A 13,843-nucleotide genomic window follows, 5' to 3' on the forward strand; every position below is an offset into this window, starting at 1 on the left:
ACTACAGCCCCAAAGTTTTTATTTATTTTTACCCTAAAATTTAATTATCGACTTATCTTTTTCTACGATAAATACGATGTTCTAGCCAATAAAAATTAGCTTTCGATTTTAATCTCAGTCTAATATTGGCTTGATAATCTCTGCTAGCTCTTCAGTCATCCATAGTTGTTCTGCTAACGCATTCCAAACAGCGTCTTCAGACAGTACACTATAGTTATTTTTAGTGTCGATGATGTATTGTTCGGCATTATCGTGGAGTTTTGACCATGTAGGGTTGTGATAAAACTCACGGAGTTCTTGTGTTAAATTTGCCGCTTCTTGCCAATATTTTAAGCTTTCTTGCAGCTTTTTTTGTAGCTCTAGCAATCGCCCGTAGTTATCTTGCGCTTGTTGAATTTTTTGTTGCATGATTTATCTCCTTTTTATTTATTAAAAATTTTGGACTATTTACAAATAGCTCCTATGCTCAACCGCTTATCCAATAAAATTCAGCTGCTGGCTCTGGTGGACTTTGACTTTGCCGTGGATGTGGTATTCACTTTTAATTTCCCAGTCTTTATAACGCTTATTATCTGATAGAACAGTAAAGGTATTACCGGTTTTCTGAATTCGTTTCACAAAGATATAATTGTCGTAGGTAAATACATAGATTCCATCCCCATCATATTCTTGAATTGTGATATCAACGAATAATAAATCTCCGTGACAAAAGGTTGGCGCCATGGAGTCACCTTTTACACTAATGATCTCAACATTATCCGGATTCATGCCTCGATAGAAATCGTAATATTGTGTAGCGTTATACTTAATTTGACGCACTATTTGAACAATGTCACCATTAACTCCAAAACTCGCACTGGCTTGAACATTAAGCATATTGAACACAATCTCATCAGATTCTTCAGTAAGTGTTAAATTATGCTTGGATATATCACCTTCTCCTGTCTGTAACCATTTCACATCGACACCTAAGACATCAGCAATTTCAACAAGGTAACGAGGTTTCTTCGTTTTATTATTAATAAGATCTCCTACAGCCATTTTTGAAATATTTAGAGCTTCTGCAAGGTCTTTTCGTTTTAATCCTTTGCTTTCCATAGCTCTCTCAATTCGCTCACCTAACGTACTCATATAACCCTCCTATTTATTTTTTTACATTATTAAAGAGAACTTTAATTAAATCAATAAAAGAAAACTTTGCCAACAGTAAAGGTTGATTTATTATTGCGCTTGTTTTTTAAGGAAGAGGTTATGAATAAGGTTATTGATAAAGCAATTATTCTTTGTGGCAGTAGAGAAAAGTTAGCAACAGCTTGTGGAGTTAGCGTTATGACAGTCGGTAATTGGCTGAAAGGACTTGGCATTAAAACTAAGTATTTAAAGCCAATTTCTGATGCGACAAAAGGAGAGGTTTCAGTGGATGAGATATTGAGATCTTTGAGTGATAACTAATCACGAACAAGAGAGAACGACATGACAGTTCCTATTAAAAGATTTTTAAAACGGGTAATCACATTTTATCACAGTGATAATTTTTATTTAGCTCATCTAGCTATTTTTATGTTGTTGGCTTGGTGGTTATTCAGCAAATAAAAAACCACCGGTTGGACGGTGGTTTTTCAAAGAGGTATTCACGAATGAATCTAAAAAATACTGGAGTTAATTCTAGTGGAAAGTCCTCGCTTTGGCAAGTGTTTTCATATCGCAAGCAGTTAAAAAACTTAATCGAAAGCGGTGTAACTGCGGCGGAAATTGAAGAGCGTTCACAACAATTTTATGAGGAATCTAAAAATGGCATTACCACAGAGCCAGCAAGAAAATAAACCGATTTTAAAACTACACCAAACCCAAGAGGCTAAGAAAGTGAGTGTTGATGATGGTTATACGGCAATTCCAAACGAATTGTTAAAAGTAATTCTTCGCTCAAAGATTCTAGGCTGGAAAGGCTCTTACTTGCTGGCCACGATTCTAAAAACGCTCTCATGGCGAAAAGAAAGCGATTGGTTCACTCATTCTCAGGTATGTGAAATGATGGATATTAAGCCTACGAAATATCATATCAATCAACTTTCATCCGCTCGAAAAGAGTTAATTAGAGAGCGAATTTTGTTTGAAGATGGCAAAAAAACAGGTGTGAATTTATCTGTTTTTGATTGGGAAATGGTGAATCCCGAAAAAGTAGGGAGTTCCCGAAATAATAGGGATAGGGTATCCCGAAAAAGTAGGGAACACAAAAGAAACTATTACAAAAGATATAAATAATATACCCCCTATTATCCCCCAAGGGGATTCTCCAGTGGCTCAGGTGGAAAGTTCCGTTACTGCTAAAAAATCAAAATCTGAACCAGTGGAATATGACGGCGTAATGCAGGCTTGGAATGATGTGTTTGCAGATACGCCCATTGCAAAACTTAAGGTGATGAGCGATCAACGTAAACGCCAAATTCATCGTTTGGCAAAAGAACTTCATCAGCAATTCGGGAGCTATACGCCAAAAGCTTTTCAAGATTACTTTGAGGATTTTTGGAGGCAGATTTCTGCAAAACCTAATTCGTTCCACTTGGGAAACAACGATCGCAAATGGATTGCCAACTTTGATTATGTGATGAGACCAAAAGTCTTTGCTGAAACGGTGGAGGATGCACTATGACCGCAGCGCTGAAAAACACAACCTATGAGGTGGAACATTCTCTAATCGGTTGCTTACTGAAATCCGGATTAAATTCCGCCGCAAGAGATGTGACAAGCTGGCTAACGCCGGAAATGTTTTCAACTTTCCAGCTTGGGCAAATTTATTCAGCGATTCAGCGCCAAGCATTGAAAGACGGCATGATTGATATTTTGTTACTCAGTTCTAACTACGGACAAGATTTTGCAATTTTGGCGGAAATTTCCAAAAAAACTTACGGAGTAGCAAATCTGAGTGCCTACGCTGAGAAAGTCCGCCAATACTACCAACGCAGAGAATCGCAGCGAATTTTCTTAGATATCGCCACGGAGTTAAACAGTTCTCGAGATGAGAAACTGGATGAGATTGCATCAAAGGGTTTGAGTTTGATTAGCCGATTATTAAGTCGAGGCGGGAAGGTGAAGCCAATTGAGATGGAAACCTTGATTGATGGATACGCTGAATTACTTCAAGAGCGCACTAAACCAACGTTTAAAGACCGGTTGTTATTCACAGGTGTTCAAGCCTTGGATGATAAATTGCAAGGTATTAATGAGACGGATATTTGCATTATTGCCGGTCGTGCCGGTAACGGTAAAACCGAAACCGCTATCACGTTTACCAAAAACATTATTGAGAATAGCGGCAGCGTGTTGTTTTTCTCACTTGAGATGAGCAAGGAGCAAATTATGGATCGTCTTGTTGCAAGTGCAAGCGGTCTGAATTCTTCAAAAATTCGCAACCCAGAAAGAATGAGTGATGAAGATTTCGCTTTATTAGGTCACGGCATGACTCGCCTTCAAGATAAGAAATTATTTATCGTGGACAAAGGCGGTTTGACCATGGATCAGATTATTGCGATTGCGGAAGAACATATCCAAGAATACGGCAAGCCTAATGCGATCGTGATTGATTATATCGGATTGGTTCGACACGGTGCGTTAGACGGCAGAATCAATCGAACATATCAGATTGGTGAATCAATGGAGAAACTGAAAACATTCTGCAAAGACAATCATTCACCGGTTTTTCTACTAGCACAGCTAAATCGCAATGCCGACGGGAGCCGTCCGACTAACGCTGATTTGAGAGATTCAGGCAGTCTTGAGCAAGACGCAAGCCAAATCATTATGGTTCACAATCAGCGAGACAAAGACACAAACAAGCCGCACAAGTACACAGAATGGATACTAACAAAGAATCGCTTCGGCGAGAGTGGAACGGTTTATGTTGAATTTAAAAACGGTCAGTTTGTTGAGTGCGACCAAGCAATAGCTTGGGAAAGTCACCAAAAGAAACCTGAACCGCGAGCAGCAAAACAATACGGGACGAGAAATGCAAACTGAACAATTCGACAAAAACACGTGGCAAACGCCTAAATGGCTTTTCCATTGGCTTGAGCAAAGATTTTATTGGTTTCACATAGATGGGTGCAGCAGCGGGAATAATGCGTTGCGCTCATATTGGATAGGGCCAGCAACAGAAGGTTTGGACGATGACACCTTAAGCGGTCAAATAGCCGAAGACTTTTTAAGTGATGACTTATTCGACCGATTGCTTGATATGGTTGCAGAACAAGGCGAGTTACTCCGAATCTTCGTAAATCCGCCATATAGCGAACCACTTCCGTTCGTAAAACGTGCGGTAGAACTAAAGCAAGCAGGACATTTGGTTGTGATGTTATTGCCAGCAGATAAAAGCACAGAATGGTATGAGGTTATTCGTGATAACGCTAATGAGGTAATCGATATTATCGGATACCGAGATGAGAAAGGTAAATTCCACTCCGGACGAATTCATTTTGTGAATCCTATTACGGGCGAAGAAGTGAAAGGCAATAACAAAGGCTCGATGGTGGCGGTGTTCGATCCAACAATGCAGGATTTTGTAACTCGTACAGTAGGTTTGGATTTTGTAAAAAAGGTTGGCGAATATGCAGCTTGAGATGCTGAAAATGGCGGGCGGAGTTTTAGTCCCGCTAAATGATGAACAGGCTGAGGCGTTAGCAAAATTCAAAACTGGCGAGCAATACCAAATTGAAATCAAACAAGCTAGAAATCCAGCCTTTCATCGCAAAGTTTTTGCATTTTTCAAGTTCTGTTTCGAGCACTGGTCGGCAGATAAAACAGAGTGGCAATTTCAGGACGAACAAGCGCAGTTTGACACATTCAGAAAAAATCTCACAGTGCTTGCCGGCTACTTTGATAAAACATACAAAATCAAAGGCGATGTGCGAATTGAGCCGAAAAGCCTTGCTTACGGAAATATGGCACAAGCGGAATTCGAGCGTTGCTATAACTCGCTAATCAATGCGGCGATGAAGCATATTTTCAAGGGTTGCGATGACCCGCAAATTTTAGACCGCTTGTATGCGTTTTTTTACTAAGTTTGCTCAACAAATTTATTGTGCAAAAAAATAAACAATTAGAAGTTAAGAAATGGAAGGATGGGAAGTGTAATGGCAAATCTGCATAAAGAAGCTAAGCATCGAGAGTGCCAAGTGCGTTTACCTGGCATTTGCAACGGGAATTCCGAAACGGTGGTATTAGCGCATTACCGCATGGCAGGTTTAAGCGGTGTAGGAATGAAACCTGATGATTTATTCGGTGCATGGTGCTGTAGTAGTTGTCATGATGAATGTGATCGTCGTACTCGCAAATTAGAAATGGATTATGTCCGATTAGCTCACGCAGAAGGTGTTATGCGTACGCAGGATGTTTTACGCAAGGAGGGTAAGTTATGAGTGATTGGCTTGAAATTGCATTGCCTTACCCGCCAAGCGTTAGCCACTACTAGAAACATACGCGCAGCAGAAGACATTACATCTCAAAAGCTGGGCGAGAGTTTAAAAGAATCGCCACTGAAGTTTGTAAGCAGTTTGATCCATTTGATGGTGCGGTAGAAATAAAAATGCAAATTTACTTCCCTGATAACCGAGATCGAGATCTAGACAATCTACCAAAGGGTATTTTTGATAGCTTAGTTGGCGCGGTGCTTATCAAAGACGACAATCGGAAAATCATTAGAAAATACTCGATTGAGGAAATGGGTGTAGTCAAAAAAGGAATGGCGATAATAAAAATCAGAGGCATAGAATGACGAAAAGATTTAGCGATAAGAGCAAGAGTATTTTGTTGATAAATGGATGGATATGTGGGGGAATTGGATTAGAACAGAAAGGTTTGATAAAACACAATTTAATATCATTGGTAGATTAATGCAAAGTGTTACACCAAGCGAACCTAGCGAGCCAATTTGTGATGATGATGTTGGGATGATGATCAGTCAAATTGTTGACCAGTTCTTTATGAAGCATGATCCAGCGATGCGGTTCATTGTCTTTTCTTATTACGTGAACAAATGCACTATTAACAAAATAGCTGTAACGTTGAGAAAGAATAGCGAACCAATTCCAATGAAAGCCAGTCCGGGTAAATCAAAAATCAGAGTGCCAAGTCTAAAAACATTTAAACGGAACGTAGAGAAAGAGCTAAAATTAGCAAAAGCGATAATTCACGAACTTCTTGTAACTGGCTTTGTAATTCTTCAAGCTGGTAGCGAACGTGCCGTCAACGTGAAAATCAAGTATTGACAAAAAGTATAAGCCTATATATCATTTCAATACATAGTGGGCTTTGTTTAAATGAGGTTCACTAAATGAGATTTTATAACCTCGACTGGAAACGGTTGGGGTTTTTATTTAAGGGTGTAGCTCAACTGGTAGAGCAACGGTCTCCAAAATCGCATGTCATTGGTTCAAGTCCAGTCACCCTTGCCAAACTCACAAGCCTAGTCTTAACGGACTGGGCTTTTTTATTGCCCCAAAAGCAAGGGGGTGGAGATTATGAAAATGAAAGATGCTGGGATGCAATCATATATCTGGTCGGGATTTAGTGGCTTACTTGCTTGGCTAGGCGATCAACAAAACTTGATGATGGTTAGTCTTGCGATCGGTATTGTTACCGCTCTCGTTAACTTATCCTCAAAATTTCATGAGAGAAGAGTGCGAATTAGAGAAGAAGCCCGAAAACTCAAAACGAGAGAAGAAGAAAGAAAAATTAGAATTCGTGACGAAGAACGAAAAGAAGAACTTCACCGGCTACATGTGCAACGATTGAGAAAAGGGCTTGATATAGAATGAAACATGCTAAGAAGATAACGGCTTGTTCTGTTGCAATGATTATCGCTGTTGTCATATCCAATCACTCAACTGAGATTCGCACCGGTGAGCGTGGATTAGAAATCATCGGTAATGCCGAAGGTTGCGCACGTGAACGTTATAGATGTCCTGCTGACGTTTTAACAGTTGGTATTGGTTCAACGGAATTAAGCGGACTACCTATTGAACGTAAAAAATATTCAGACGAAGAAATAGCGAAGCGCTGGGTAAATGACATCAAAGTGGCTGAAAAATGCGTTAATAACTGGGCAAGTGGAAAGAACTTACCGCAAAGTACATTTGAGGCAGCGGTATCAATTACATTTAATGTCGGATGTTCTAAGCTGAAATATTCTACGCTATTTAAACACGCAAAAAATGGCGATATTCAAGCAATGTGCGATCAATTTCCACGCTGGAAATACGCCCACGGTAAAGTATTACGTGGACTTGAAATCCGCAGACAAAAGGAACGTGAGCTATGTTTAGCCGACTTACACAAATCTTGATCGTCGTAATTTTGGGCTTGTGTGTCGCGTTGTGGTTCCAGTTTCAATCTATTTCTAACTTAAAAGCCAAAAACACCATTCAAGCCCAAACCATTTCACTGCAGGGCGAAAGTATCAAAAAGCTCAAACAGCAAGAAGAAATAAACAGACAACTCACACTCGAAATAAGCAGACTTGAGAGTGAGTCTAGGAGTAAATCAGATGATGCAATCAATTCTATTTCACATGATAAAAAGAGCACTGACGCTTTTAATGCTCGCGCTCCTCGTTCTATTGTTGACTTCTTGCGCAAGTAAACCCGTAGCGCAAGTGTACCCAAGTATTCCAGCGGCACTTCTGGCTCACTTAGATAAAACAGGTTTTAACGGTAATACTTACGGTGACGTTTCAAAGTACGCAGTGATACCCAAACGCGAAAGAGATGTTTGCTTAAACCGAATCGACAAGATTCGAGAGTGGCAGAAAGAAGATTTAAATAAGTGAAAAGGGGGGCTTCCCCTTTTCTTTTATAGAATAAGCTGTTCTGGTTTACAGTTATAAATTGCAGCTAAACGTTCACAAGTTTTTTGTTGTGGTTTAGATCCTTTTTTCTCTGCTTGAGAAATTGATGATTGAGTTAACCCAGTTTTAACTGCTACATCATATTGTGATAATCCACGATATATACGCCACGCAGCTAATAAACTTAAGTCTTGATCAAACATAATATTAATAACTTCGTTTGGCACTGTTTCATTATCTGTATGATCTGATTGATAGGGTACATCTTGAAAAATTAAATCATCATCAAGTGCAGTCAAGCGTTTAAACTCTTCGATTGGCAAGACTACAAATTGTGGTTTGCCATTTGTATCGTTGATGTATTGTAGTTTCATGAGATCTCCTTTAGTGGGAATTTCTCCCCACTTTATTAATAGGTTGTTGATGTTCTGCGTTTAACTGTTTGTATATTGATTATTCTTGGTTCACCGTCGATTACTTCAAACAAAACTCTGTAATCACCGACCCTTAATCTATACTGGTTATCTTTACCTGACATCTTTTTTAAATCTAACTTGACATCGGGAAAGGCGTTTAACGCGTTCACTTTTTCTCTAATTGGCTTTACATATCTTTGGTCTATTGAAAGCAGTTGCTTCATTGCTTTCTTAGTCCAGTTAATCTGATTCATTTAATCTCCTTTTTAAAGAACAAGTATCTTTCGATGATTAGATAATAAGATATATGTCTTATATTGTCAATGTTTTTTTAGAAAAATCTAATTATTTTCCATTTTTCTAATCATTGTTGCACTGCGAGATGAGAGAGCTACTGCCTTAACCAAGTATTATTACGCATATATACACAAAGCAAGTATTTAAAAAAGGATTTACCTATGCCAAAAAAAGACGAGGTTAAATCCACGTCTAAGGGGCGCGGTTTAACACCTAAACAAGAAAAATTCTGTCAGCTTTATATTGAGCTTGGTAATGCAAGTGAAGCTTACCGACAGGCTTATGATTGTTCGAAGATGAGTAATGAGGCAGTTAATGTTGAAGCGATTAAATTATTAAATAATCCGAAGAACCCTAAGATTACCCTAAGGGTTGAGGAATTAAAGAAACTTCATCAGGAACGGCATAATTTAACAGTTGATAAGGTCATTCGTGACTTTGAAGAATATCGTGATATTTGTATGGGCAGAAAGCCGTTAAGGTTAACAACTGTTGTTAAAAATAATCAAGAAGGAACAGCCCAAAGCGTTGATACAGACTGTTTTGTTTTTGAGCCAACGGGAGCAAATAAAGCACTTGAGTTATTGGGTAAGCATTTGGGAATGTTTAAAGAACGTGTTGATCTCACTAATTCCGACAGTTCACTTAATCGTCCAACAATTATTGAATTAGTTTCACCATCGGTAAATAGCAATGAAAGTACAGATTGAAATACCACCTAAACTCATCCCAGTTTTTAGTGGTAATTATCGTTATTGTGGATCTTATGGTGGACGCGGTTCAGCGAAGACAAGAACGTTCGCGAAAATGACAGCAGTAATTGCGTACAAAAGAGCAATGGCTGGCGATAGTGGAGTTATCTTACGTGGTCGTGAATTTATGAATTCTCTTGAAGATTCCTCACTTGAAGAAGTTAAACAGGCAATTAGAGCAGAGTCATTTTTAAATGATTTTTTTGAAATATGTGAAAAGTACATCAGAACAAAGTGTGGCAGAGTGTCGTATATATTTTCTGGTCTACGTCATAACTTAGATAGTATCAAATCGAAAGCAAGGATATTATTTGCTTGGGTTGATGAAGCTGAATCGGTCAGTGAAATGGCTTGGAGTAAATTAATTCCTACGGTTCGTGAACATAATTCAGAAATCTGGCTGACGTGGAATCCAGAAAAAAGAGATTCCGCAACGGATAAGCGTTTTAGACAATTCCCACCTGACAACTCGGTGATTGTTGAAATGAACTATACCTACAATCCATGGTTTCCTGATGTTCTAGAGCAAGAAAGGCTGAATGATAAAAAACGCCTAGACGATGCAACTTACCGCTGGATTTGGGAGGGTGCGTATCTTGAGCAGTCGGAAGCACAGATATTTAGAGATAAGTATCAAGAGCTGGAATTTGAGCCGAATCCGGATTTTGACGGTTCGTACCACGGTTTAGACTTTGGTTTTGCTAACGACCCTACCGCTGCAATTAAGTGCTGGGTATTTGATGGTGATTTGTATATTGAGTATGAGGCAAGACAAGTAAGGCTGGAGCTTGACGAAACGGCAGGTTTTATCTCAGGTTGCATACCTGAATTTGAGAAATATATTTCAAGAGCGGACTCTGCTCGACCTGAATCGATTAGCTATTTAAAACGTCATGGATTCCCTCGTATTGAGGGAGTTAAAAAATGGCAAGGTAGTGTGGAGGATGGGATAGAGCATATTAAATCGTATGACAAGGTTTATATCCATCCTCGCTGCAAAGAGACGCTAAACGAGTTTAGGCTTTATAGTTATAAAACAGACAGGCTGACTGGTGATGTGCTACCTCAGATTGTGGATGCAAACAATCACTATGTAGATGCACTCCGTTATGCGCTCACTCCGCTAATGCAGGTTAAGCAGGCAACAGGGATTTTATTATGACAGTAGATCAGCAAAGACAGGCATTTGTCGCTCAGTTGCTTGGTATGACAGGCAATACAAAACGGACAAAACTTTGGGATGAATTCGGTTATCCACGAAGAATTGATTTTAATCAATTTTATAAAGTGTATAAACGTTTCGCGCTTGGCAATGCAGCGGTTGAGCGAATCATCGAGAAGTGCTGGGAGGACTATCCAACAGTGATTGAAGGCGCAGAATCTGAAGAGGCAACAACAGAAACGAGTTGGGAGAAAGAGGTTAAGGCGTTCTTAACCAAAAACTGGCAATCAATTATTGAGGCGGATCGACGTAATCTTGTTGGGAGATATTCTGCTTTAATCTTACAGGTTGCGGACGGCAAACAATGGCATGAGCCGATTGAGGATGGCAGTTTAAGCAATCTAGGCATTCGTGGATTAGTTAAATTTATTTTTGTAACTCCTCATAGATGGATTGGAAAAGAAAAATGGGTTACTGAAAAGAAATCTTTAAATAAATGGAAAGATGTAAAGGTTTACGATGCAAATGATTTAGAACAATGGCTAGAGCAATCATTACCAGCACAAAGTTAGTTAGCTAATGAGGCAAAATTACCGACTAAAGATGTTGAGTCATTAGACTATTTTTGGTGTAGTTGGGCAAATGTATGTCGACCATATCTTACTTCATCTTTTTTTAATCAGTTAATAAAGAAAAATAAACAAATGATTAAAGATTATTTAAATAATACCCCCACTAAGCCATTTTATATTGCTGCAGATTCAATTGATGAGGCAATTGCATTTTTATCTTCACTATTTAATGAAGATAGTAATTTTATTAGTTATAGAGATAGATGTCTTTTATTCAAAAAAACAGATGTATTACCTCGTCTCACAGACGGCTCAAAGAACTTTATAGCAATAACAGCGAATAAAGATGTAGAGAAAGAGCTAGCTCCGTATGCAACTCAAATTCATTCTTTTATTGTTTGTTCTAAAAATTCTCAGAGTAAAAATGTAGATTTAACTTTAGAGATTTTAGATTCTTCAACCTTTATAGAATCTTTAAAAGAGATGGGGAAAGATCATGATGAGTCAGTAGCTTTAGCTAAGAAATCTGGCTATTCATTAACAGTATTACGTCGTCAATTATCATTGGTAGAGGCTATTAAAAATCCAGAATGGGTAAATAATAATAATAGAGAATTAATTCCCTTTTTATTAGCTGGAACATGGGATTCTAGTAATAAGAAAGATATTGAACTCCTAGAATCATTTACAAATAATCAAACATACAATAATTTAGAAGAAAATCTGAACAAAACACTTTTATTAAACGATTCTCCTGTTTGGAAAATTGATAATTATAGAGGAGTTATTTCTAGAATCGATCTACTTTTTGCTATTGCACCATATGTAACTAAGTCTGATCTAGAGTGTTTTTTTGAAAATGCTAAGTTAGTACTTTCAGAAGATGATCCTGCATTAGATTTATCTGAAAATAAACAATGGTTTTCCAATGTACTAGGTAAAAAACGGGAATATTCTCAAGTATTAAGAGATAGTTTTGGAGAAATGGTTATTTTATTAGGAGTACATGGTAATTTGTTGTTTGAAAATGAGTTGGATTGTGAAAGATAAGTTGAAAAACTTATTTATTCATTATTAACACCTTTAACATTAAGAAAGTTACAGGCAAATAGTAATGATTTATCTACATATGCTGAAGCATCTCCAGATACTTTTTTAACTATTATTGAGAATGATTTAAAGTCAGATAAGAATGTATTAAAACTTTTAACACCAACAACTAATGTATTATTTTCTAGACCTAAATATACAGATTTATTATGGGGTTTAGAAAAATTAGCTAGGGATGAGTTTCTGGTTTCTAGAGTAGTAAAAATTTTATCGCAATTAAGTGAAAAAGAAATTGATGACAATTATGCAAACAAACCGTTTTCTTCTCTATGTGCTATTTTCAGATCTTGGCTACCAATAACAAATGCTAGTTTAGAAGCTCGTACTCTATTACTCAAGAAACTAGTAAAAGATTCTCCAGAGATAGGATGGAAAGTTTGTTTAAGCCAATTTCCTGATTTTTTCCAAAACGTGGCGTTACCATCAAGTAAATATATTTGGAGAAGTATAGAATCTGAAAAAATTGAAATGCGAGAAAAACTTCGCACAAAAGTATTGTCTCGTAGAGCTAAAAAACAAAAAATAGAGTTCAGTTTACAGAATTAGGAGAACAAGTATATGCTGCTTTAGCTCCTAAAGATCCAATTGATAGAAATATTTGGCTGTTTCGCGAACATTGGGTTAATGAATCTGCGGATGAATTAGAAGAAATACCTGATTTAAGCTTTGAGGAACGAGAAGAATTGATTCGTAAAGAGAGAGTTAAAGCTATAGAAAGTATAGTTGCCGAAAAGGGCAATGATGGGGTTCTAGATTTGTGCTTACAAGGGAATGCTGCTCATGTGATTGGTTTCTTACTTCGACGACATATTTTCTCTACTAACTCTCATCTTGTTGCCGTGCTTATTCAAGCGATACATAAATTTAGCCTCTTACAAGAAACTAAATTGATGAGTTTTATTAGAGGAATATTATGTGAACGTAAAGAAAATCTCTCTTTATTTGATGATTTATATGATAAATTATCAGAAAGTGATATGGTTAAGATATATTTACAATCCCCATTTATATCTATGACTTGGGAAAAAGTGGGTTTGCTAAGTGAACCATTTAAAAGAGAGTATTGGGCTAATGTAATCCCTAATTATTGGAGTGATAAAAATGATGCTGCAAAAGGTGTTCAATATTTATTAAAGGCAAATAGAGGGCAAGCGGCATTTTCTTATATTTCATTATTCATTGATGATGTGGAACCAGAGTTGATTTTTGCAGTACTTTCTTCAATGATTTCTTCCTCTACTATTAATGAAAATTTGCCACTTGATTCTTATCATTTAGGAAAGGCTTTTTCCAGAATTAAAGAAAGTAAAAATCTAACTTTGGAACAAAAAGCAAGTTTGGAATTTTTATATATCTACGTATTAGCTCCGTATGGACGTAGAAATGAATATTGTGATATTGAAAAATTTAGAAATATATATTGAACAGCATCCTGAATTTTTTATTTACCTTATTTCTAACTTATATAATCGAGATGATGGAAAGCAAGATGAAAACATCACTAATGTTCAAACTGAGTCAGAAAAGAAGGCTATTTTTAAACAATATTACTATACATTAGAAGCATTGAGATTTATTCCAGGTTAAGATCAATCAGGTAATATTGATAAAGTAAAACTTGAAAATTGGGGGCATGGTAGACAAAAAGGTTGGTGTTTTGCAAAACTATGCCTCTATTGGACAAAAGGGTTGGTAAT

23 protein-coding genes, 1 tRNA gene and 1 pseudogene are annotated in these 13,843 nt (G+C 37.3%); 20 read left to right on the top strand and 5 right to left on the bottom strand.

Going from position 1 to position 13,843, the window contains the following annotated elements; translation table 11 throughout:
* Nucleotides 1-114: 114 nt before the first annotated feature.
* Together HMPREF0027_RS01425 and HMPREF0027_RS01430 are read right to left on the bottom strand one after the other, a co-directional pair.
* Nucleotides 115-408 carry a DUF4298 domain-containing protein gene (locus tag HMPREF0027_RS01425; protein WP_005621547.1) on the bottom strand — a complete coding sequence of 98 codons (294 nt, stop codon included), beginning with the start codon at nt 406-408 and terminating at the stop codon, nt 115-117.
* 66 nt (nt 409-474) lie between these two features.
* Entirely contained in the window at nt 475-1,131 is a 657-nt protein-coding gene (locus tag HMPREF0027_RS01430) for a LexA family transcriptional regulator (RefSeq protein WP_005621548.1), read from the bottom strand.
* Nucleotides 1,132-1,251: 120 nt separating this feature from the next.
* Here HMPREF0027_RS01430 and HMPREF0027_RS01440 point away from each other — a divergent pair, with 120 nt between their 5' ends.
* The 15 genes and pseudogenes from HMPREF0027_RS01440 (at nt 1,252) to lysC (ending at nt 7,819) form a co-directional block, all read left to right on the top strand.
* Nucleotides 1,252-1,452: a YdaS family helix-turn-helix protein gene (locus tag HMPREF0027_RS01440; RefSeq protein ID WP_044024211.1), complete on the top strand. Its 201-nt coding sequence runs from the start codon at nt 1,252-1,254 to the stop codon at nt 1,450-1,452.
* Between the two features lie 185 nt (nt 1,453-1,637).
* On the top strand, nt 1,638-1,823 hold the full coding sequence (locus HMPREF0027_RS01445) for a hypothetical protein (RefSeq protein WP_044024212.1): 186 nt from the start codon (nt 1,638-1,640) through the stop codon (nt 1,821-1,823).
* Nucleotides 1,792-2,262, top strand: coding sequence for a replication protein (locus HMPREF0027_RS12325; protein ID WP_244261823.1), 471 nt, complete (start codon nt 1,792-1,794; stop codon nt 2,260-2,262). Before HMPREF0027_RS01445 ends, HMPREF0027_RS12325 begins: the two co-directional genes overlap by 32 nt.
* Before the next feature lie 34 nt (nt 2,263-2,296).
* The gene (locus HMPREF0027_RS12330; RefSeq protein WP_005621551.1) at nt 2,297-2,650 is read left to right on the top strand and encodes a hypothetical protein; all 354 of its coding nucleotides are present in this window, start codon (nt 2,297-2,299) and stop codon (nt 2,648-2,650) included.
* Nucleotides 2,647-4,014 (top strand): replicative DNA helicase, encoded by a 1,368-nt coding sequence (locus tag HMPREF0027_RS01455; RefSeq protein ID WP_005621552.1) that lies wholly within the window; start codon nt 2,647-2,649, stop codon nt 4,012-4,014. Before HMPREF0027_RS12330 ends, HMPREF0027_RS01455 begins: the two co-directional genes overlap by 4 nt.
* Entirely contained in the window at nt 4,004-4,612 is a 609-nt protein-coding gene (locus HMPREF0027_RS01460) for a DNA N-6-adenine-methyltransferase (protein ID WP_005621554.1), read from the top strand. Before HMPREF0027_RS01455 ends, HMPREF0027_RS01460 begins: the two co-directional genes overlap by 11 nt.
* A complete protein-coding gene (locus HMPREF0027_RS01465) occupies nt 4,602-5,054 on the top strand; it encodes a DUF1367 family protein (protein ID WP_005621555.1) in 453 nt (150 codons plus the stop codon). The genes HMPREF0027_RS01460 and HMPREF0027_RS01465 overlap by 11 nt, the downstream gene beginning before the upstream one ends.
* A gap of 72 nt (nt 5,055-5,126) precedes the next feature.
* Nucleotides 5,127-5,411, top strand: coding sequence for a DUF1364 domain-containing protein (locus HMPREF0027_RS01470; protein ID WP_044024213.1), 285 nt, complete (start codon nt 5,127-5,129; stop codon nt 5,409-5,411).
* Between the two features lie 74 nt (nt 5,412-5,485).
* Nucleotides 5,486-5,767, top strand: a pseudogene (locus HMPREF0027_RS01475) (RusA family crossover junction endodeoxyribonuclease); the annotation flags it as partial.
* 46 nt (nt 5,768-5,813) lie between these two features.
* Entirely contained in the window at nt 5,814-6,260 is a 447-nt protein-coding gene (locus HMPREF0027_RS01480) for an antiterminator Q family protein (RefSeq protein WP_005621559.1), read from the top strand.
* Between the two features lie 110 nt (nt 6,261-6,370).
* Nucleotides 6,371-6,446: transfer RNA gene (locus HMPREF0027_RS01485), tRNA-Trp, on the top strand.
* A 66-nt stretch (nt 6,447-6,512) separates the two neighbouring features.
* Nucleotides 6,513-6,809: a hypothetical protein gene (locus tag HMPREF0027_RS01490; RefSeq protein WP_005621562.1), complete on the top strand. Its 297-nt coding sequence runs from the start codon at nt 6,513-6,515 to the stop codon at nt 6,807-6,809.
* Nucleotides 6,806-7,336: a lysozyme gene (locus HMPREF0027_RS01495; RefSeq protein ID WP_005621563.1), complete on the top strand. Its 531-nt coding sequence runs from the start codon at nt 6,806-6,808 to the stop codon at nt 7,334-7,336. Before HMPREF0027_RS01490 ends, HMPREF0027_RS01495 begins: the two co-directional genes overlap by 4 nt.
* Complete coding sequence (locus HMPREF0027_RS11465) at nt 7,309-7,632, top strand: DUF2570 family protein (RefSeq protein ID WP_081456964.1); 324 nt, start codon at nt 7,309-7,311, stop codon at nt 7,630-7,632. Before HMPREF0027_RS01495 ends, HMPREF0027_RS11465 begins: the two co-directional genes overlap by 28 nt.
* Entirely contained in the window at nt 7,538-7,819 is a 282-nt protein-coding gene (lysC, locus tag HMPREF0027_RS13075; RefSeq protein WP_081456945.1) for an Rz1-like lysis system protein LysC, read from the top strand. The genes HMPREF0027_RS11465 and lysC overlap by 95 nt, the downstream gene beginning before the upstream one ends.
* A gap of 23 nt (nt 7,820-7,842) precedes the next feature.
* On the opposite strand, the gene HMPREF0027_RS01505 is transcribed toward lysC, so the two are convergent.
* A complete protein-coding gene (locus tag HMPREF0027_RS01505) occupies nt 7,843-8,211 on the bottom strand; it encodes a helix-turn-helix domain-containing protein (protein ID WP_005621567.1) in 369 nt (122 codons plus the stop codon).
* Between the two features lie 35 nt (nt 8,212-8,246).
* Nucleotides 8,247-8,507 carry a type II toxin-antitoxin system RelE family toxin gene (locus tag HMPREF0027_RS01510; RefSeq protein WP_005621568.1) on the bottom strand — a complete coding sequence of 87 codons (261 nt, stop codon included), beginning with the start codon at nt 8,505-8,507 and terminating at the stop codon, nt 8,247-8,249.
* Nucleotides 8,508-8,711: 204 nt separating this feature from the next.
* Here HMPREF0027_RS01510 and HMPREF0027_RS01515 point away from each other — a divergent pair, with 204 nt between their 5' ends.
* From HMPREF0027_RS01515 to HMPREF0027_RS01530, 4 genes are all read left to right on the top strand, one after another.
* Nucleotides 8,712-9,260: a terminase small subunit gene (locus HMPREF0027_RS01515; RefSeq protein ID WP_005621570.1), complete on the top strand. Its 549-nt coding sequence runs from the start codon at nt 8,712-8,714 to the stop codon at nt 9,258-9,260.
* A complete protein-coding gene (locus HMPREF0027_RS01520; protein ID WP_005621572.1) occupies nt 9,244-10,464 on the top strand; it encodes a PBSX family phage terminase large subunit in 1,221 nt (406 codons plus the stop codon). Before HMPREF0027_RS01515 ends, HMPREF0027_RS01520 begins: the two co-directional genes overlap by 17 nt.
* Nucleotides 10,461-11,036 (top strand): hypothetical protein, encoded by a 576-nt coding sequence (locus HMPREF0027_RS01525; protein WP_005621574.1) that lies wholly within the window; start codon nt 10,461-10,463, stop codon nt 11,034-11,036. The genes HMPREF0027_RS01520 and HMPREF0027_RS01525 overlap by 4 nt, the downstream gene beginning before the upstream one ends.
* 132 nt (nt 11,037-11,168) lie before the next feature.
* On the top strand, nt 11,169-12,086 hold the full coding sequence (locus HMPREF0027_RS01530; protein ID WP_005621576.1) for a hypothetical protein: 918 nt from the start codon (nt 11,169-11,171) through the stop codon (nt 12,084-12,086).
* Nucleotides 12,087-12,100: 14 nt separating this feature from the next.
* On the opposite strand, the gene HMPREF0027_RS12175 is transcribed toward HMPREF0027_RS01530, so the two are convergent.
* A complete protein-coding gene (locus HMPREF0027_RS12175) occupies nt 12,101-12,388 on the bottom strand; it encodes a hypothetical protein (RefSeq protein ID WP_208853660.1) in 288 nt (95 codons plus the stop codon).
* 441 nt (nt 12,389-12,829) lie between these two features.
* Between HMPREF0027_RS12175 and HMPREF0027_RS01535 the strand changes: the two genes are divergently transcribed.
* On the top strand, nt 12,830-13,570 hold the full coding sequence (locus HMPREF0027_RS01535) for a hypothetical protein (RefSeq protein WP_005621581.1): 741 nt from the start codon (nt 12,830-12,832) through the stop codon (nt 13,568-13,570).
* The last annotated feature ends 273 nt before the right edge of the window (nt 13,571-13,843 follow it).

The organism is Actinobacillus ureae ATCC 25976, assembly GCF_000188255.1.
Taxonomy (GTDB): domain Bacteria; phylum Pseudomonadota; class Gammaproteobacteria; order Enterobacterales; family Pasteurellaceae; genus Actinobacillus; species Actinobacillus ureae.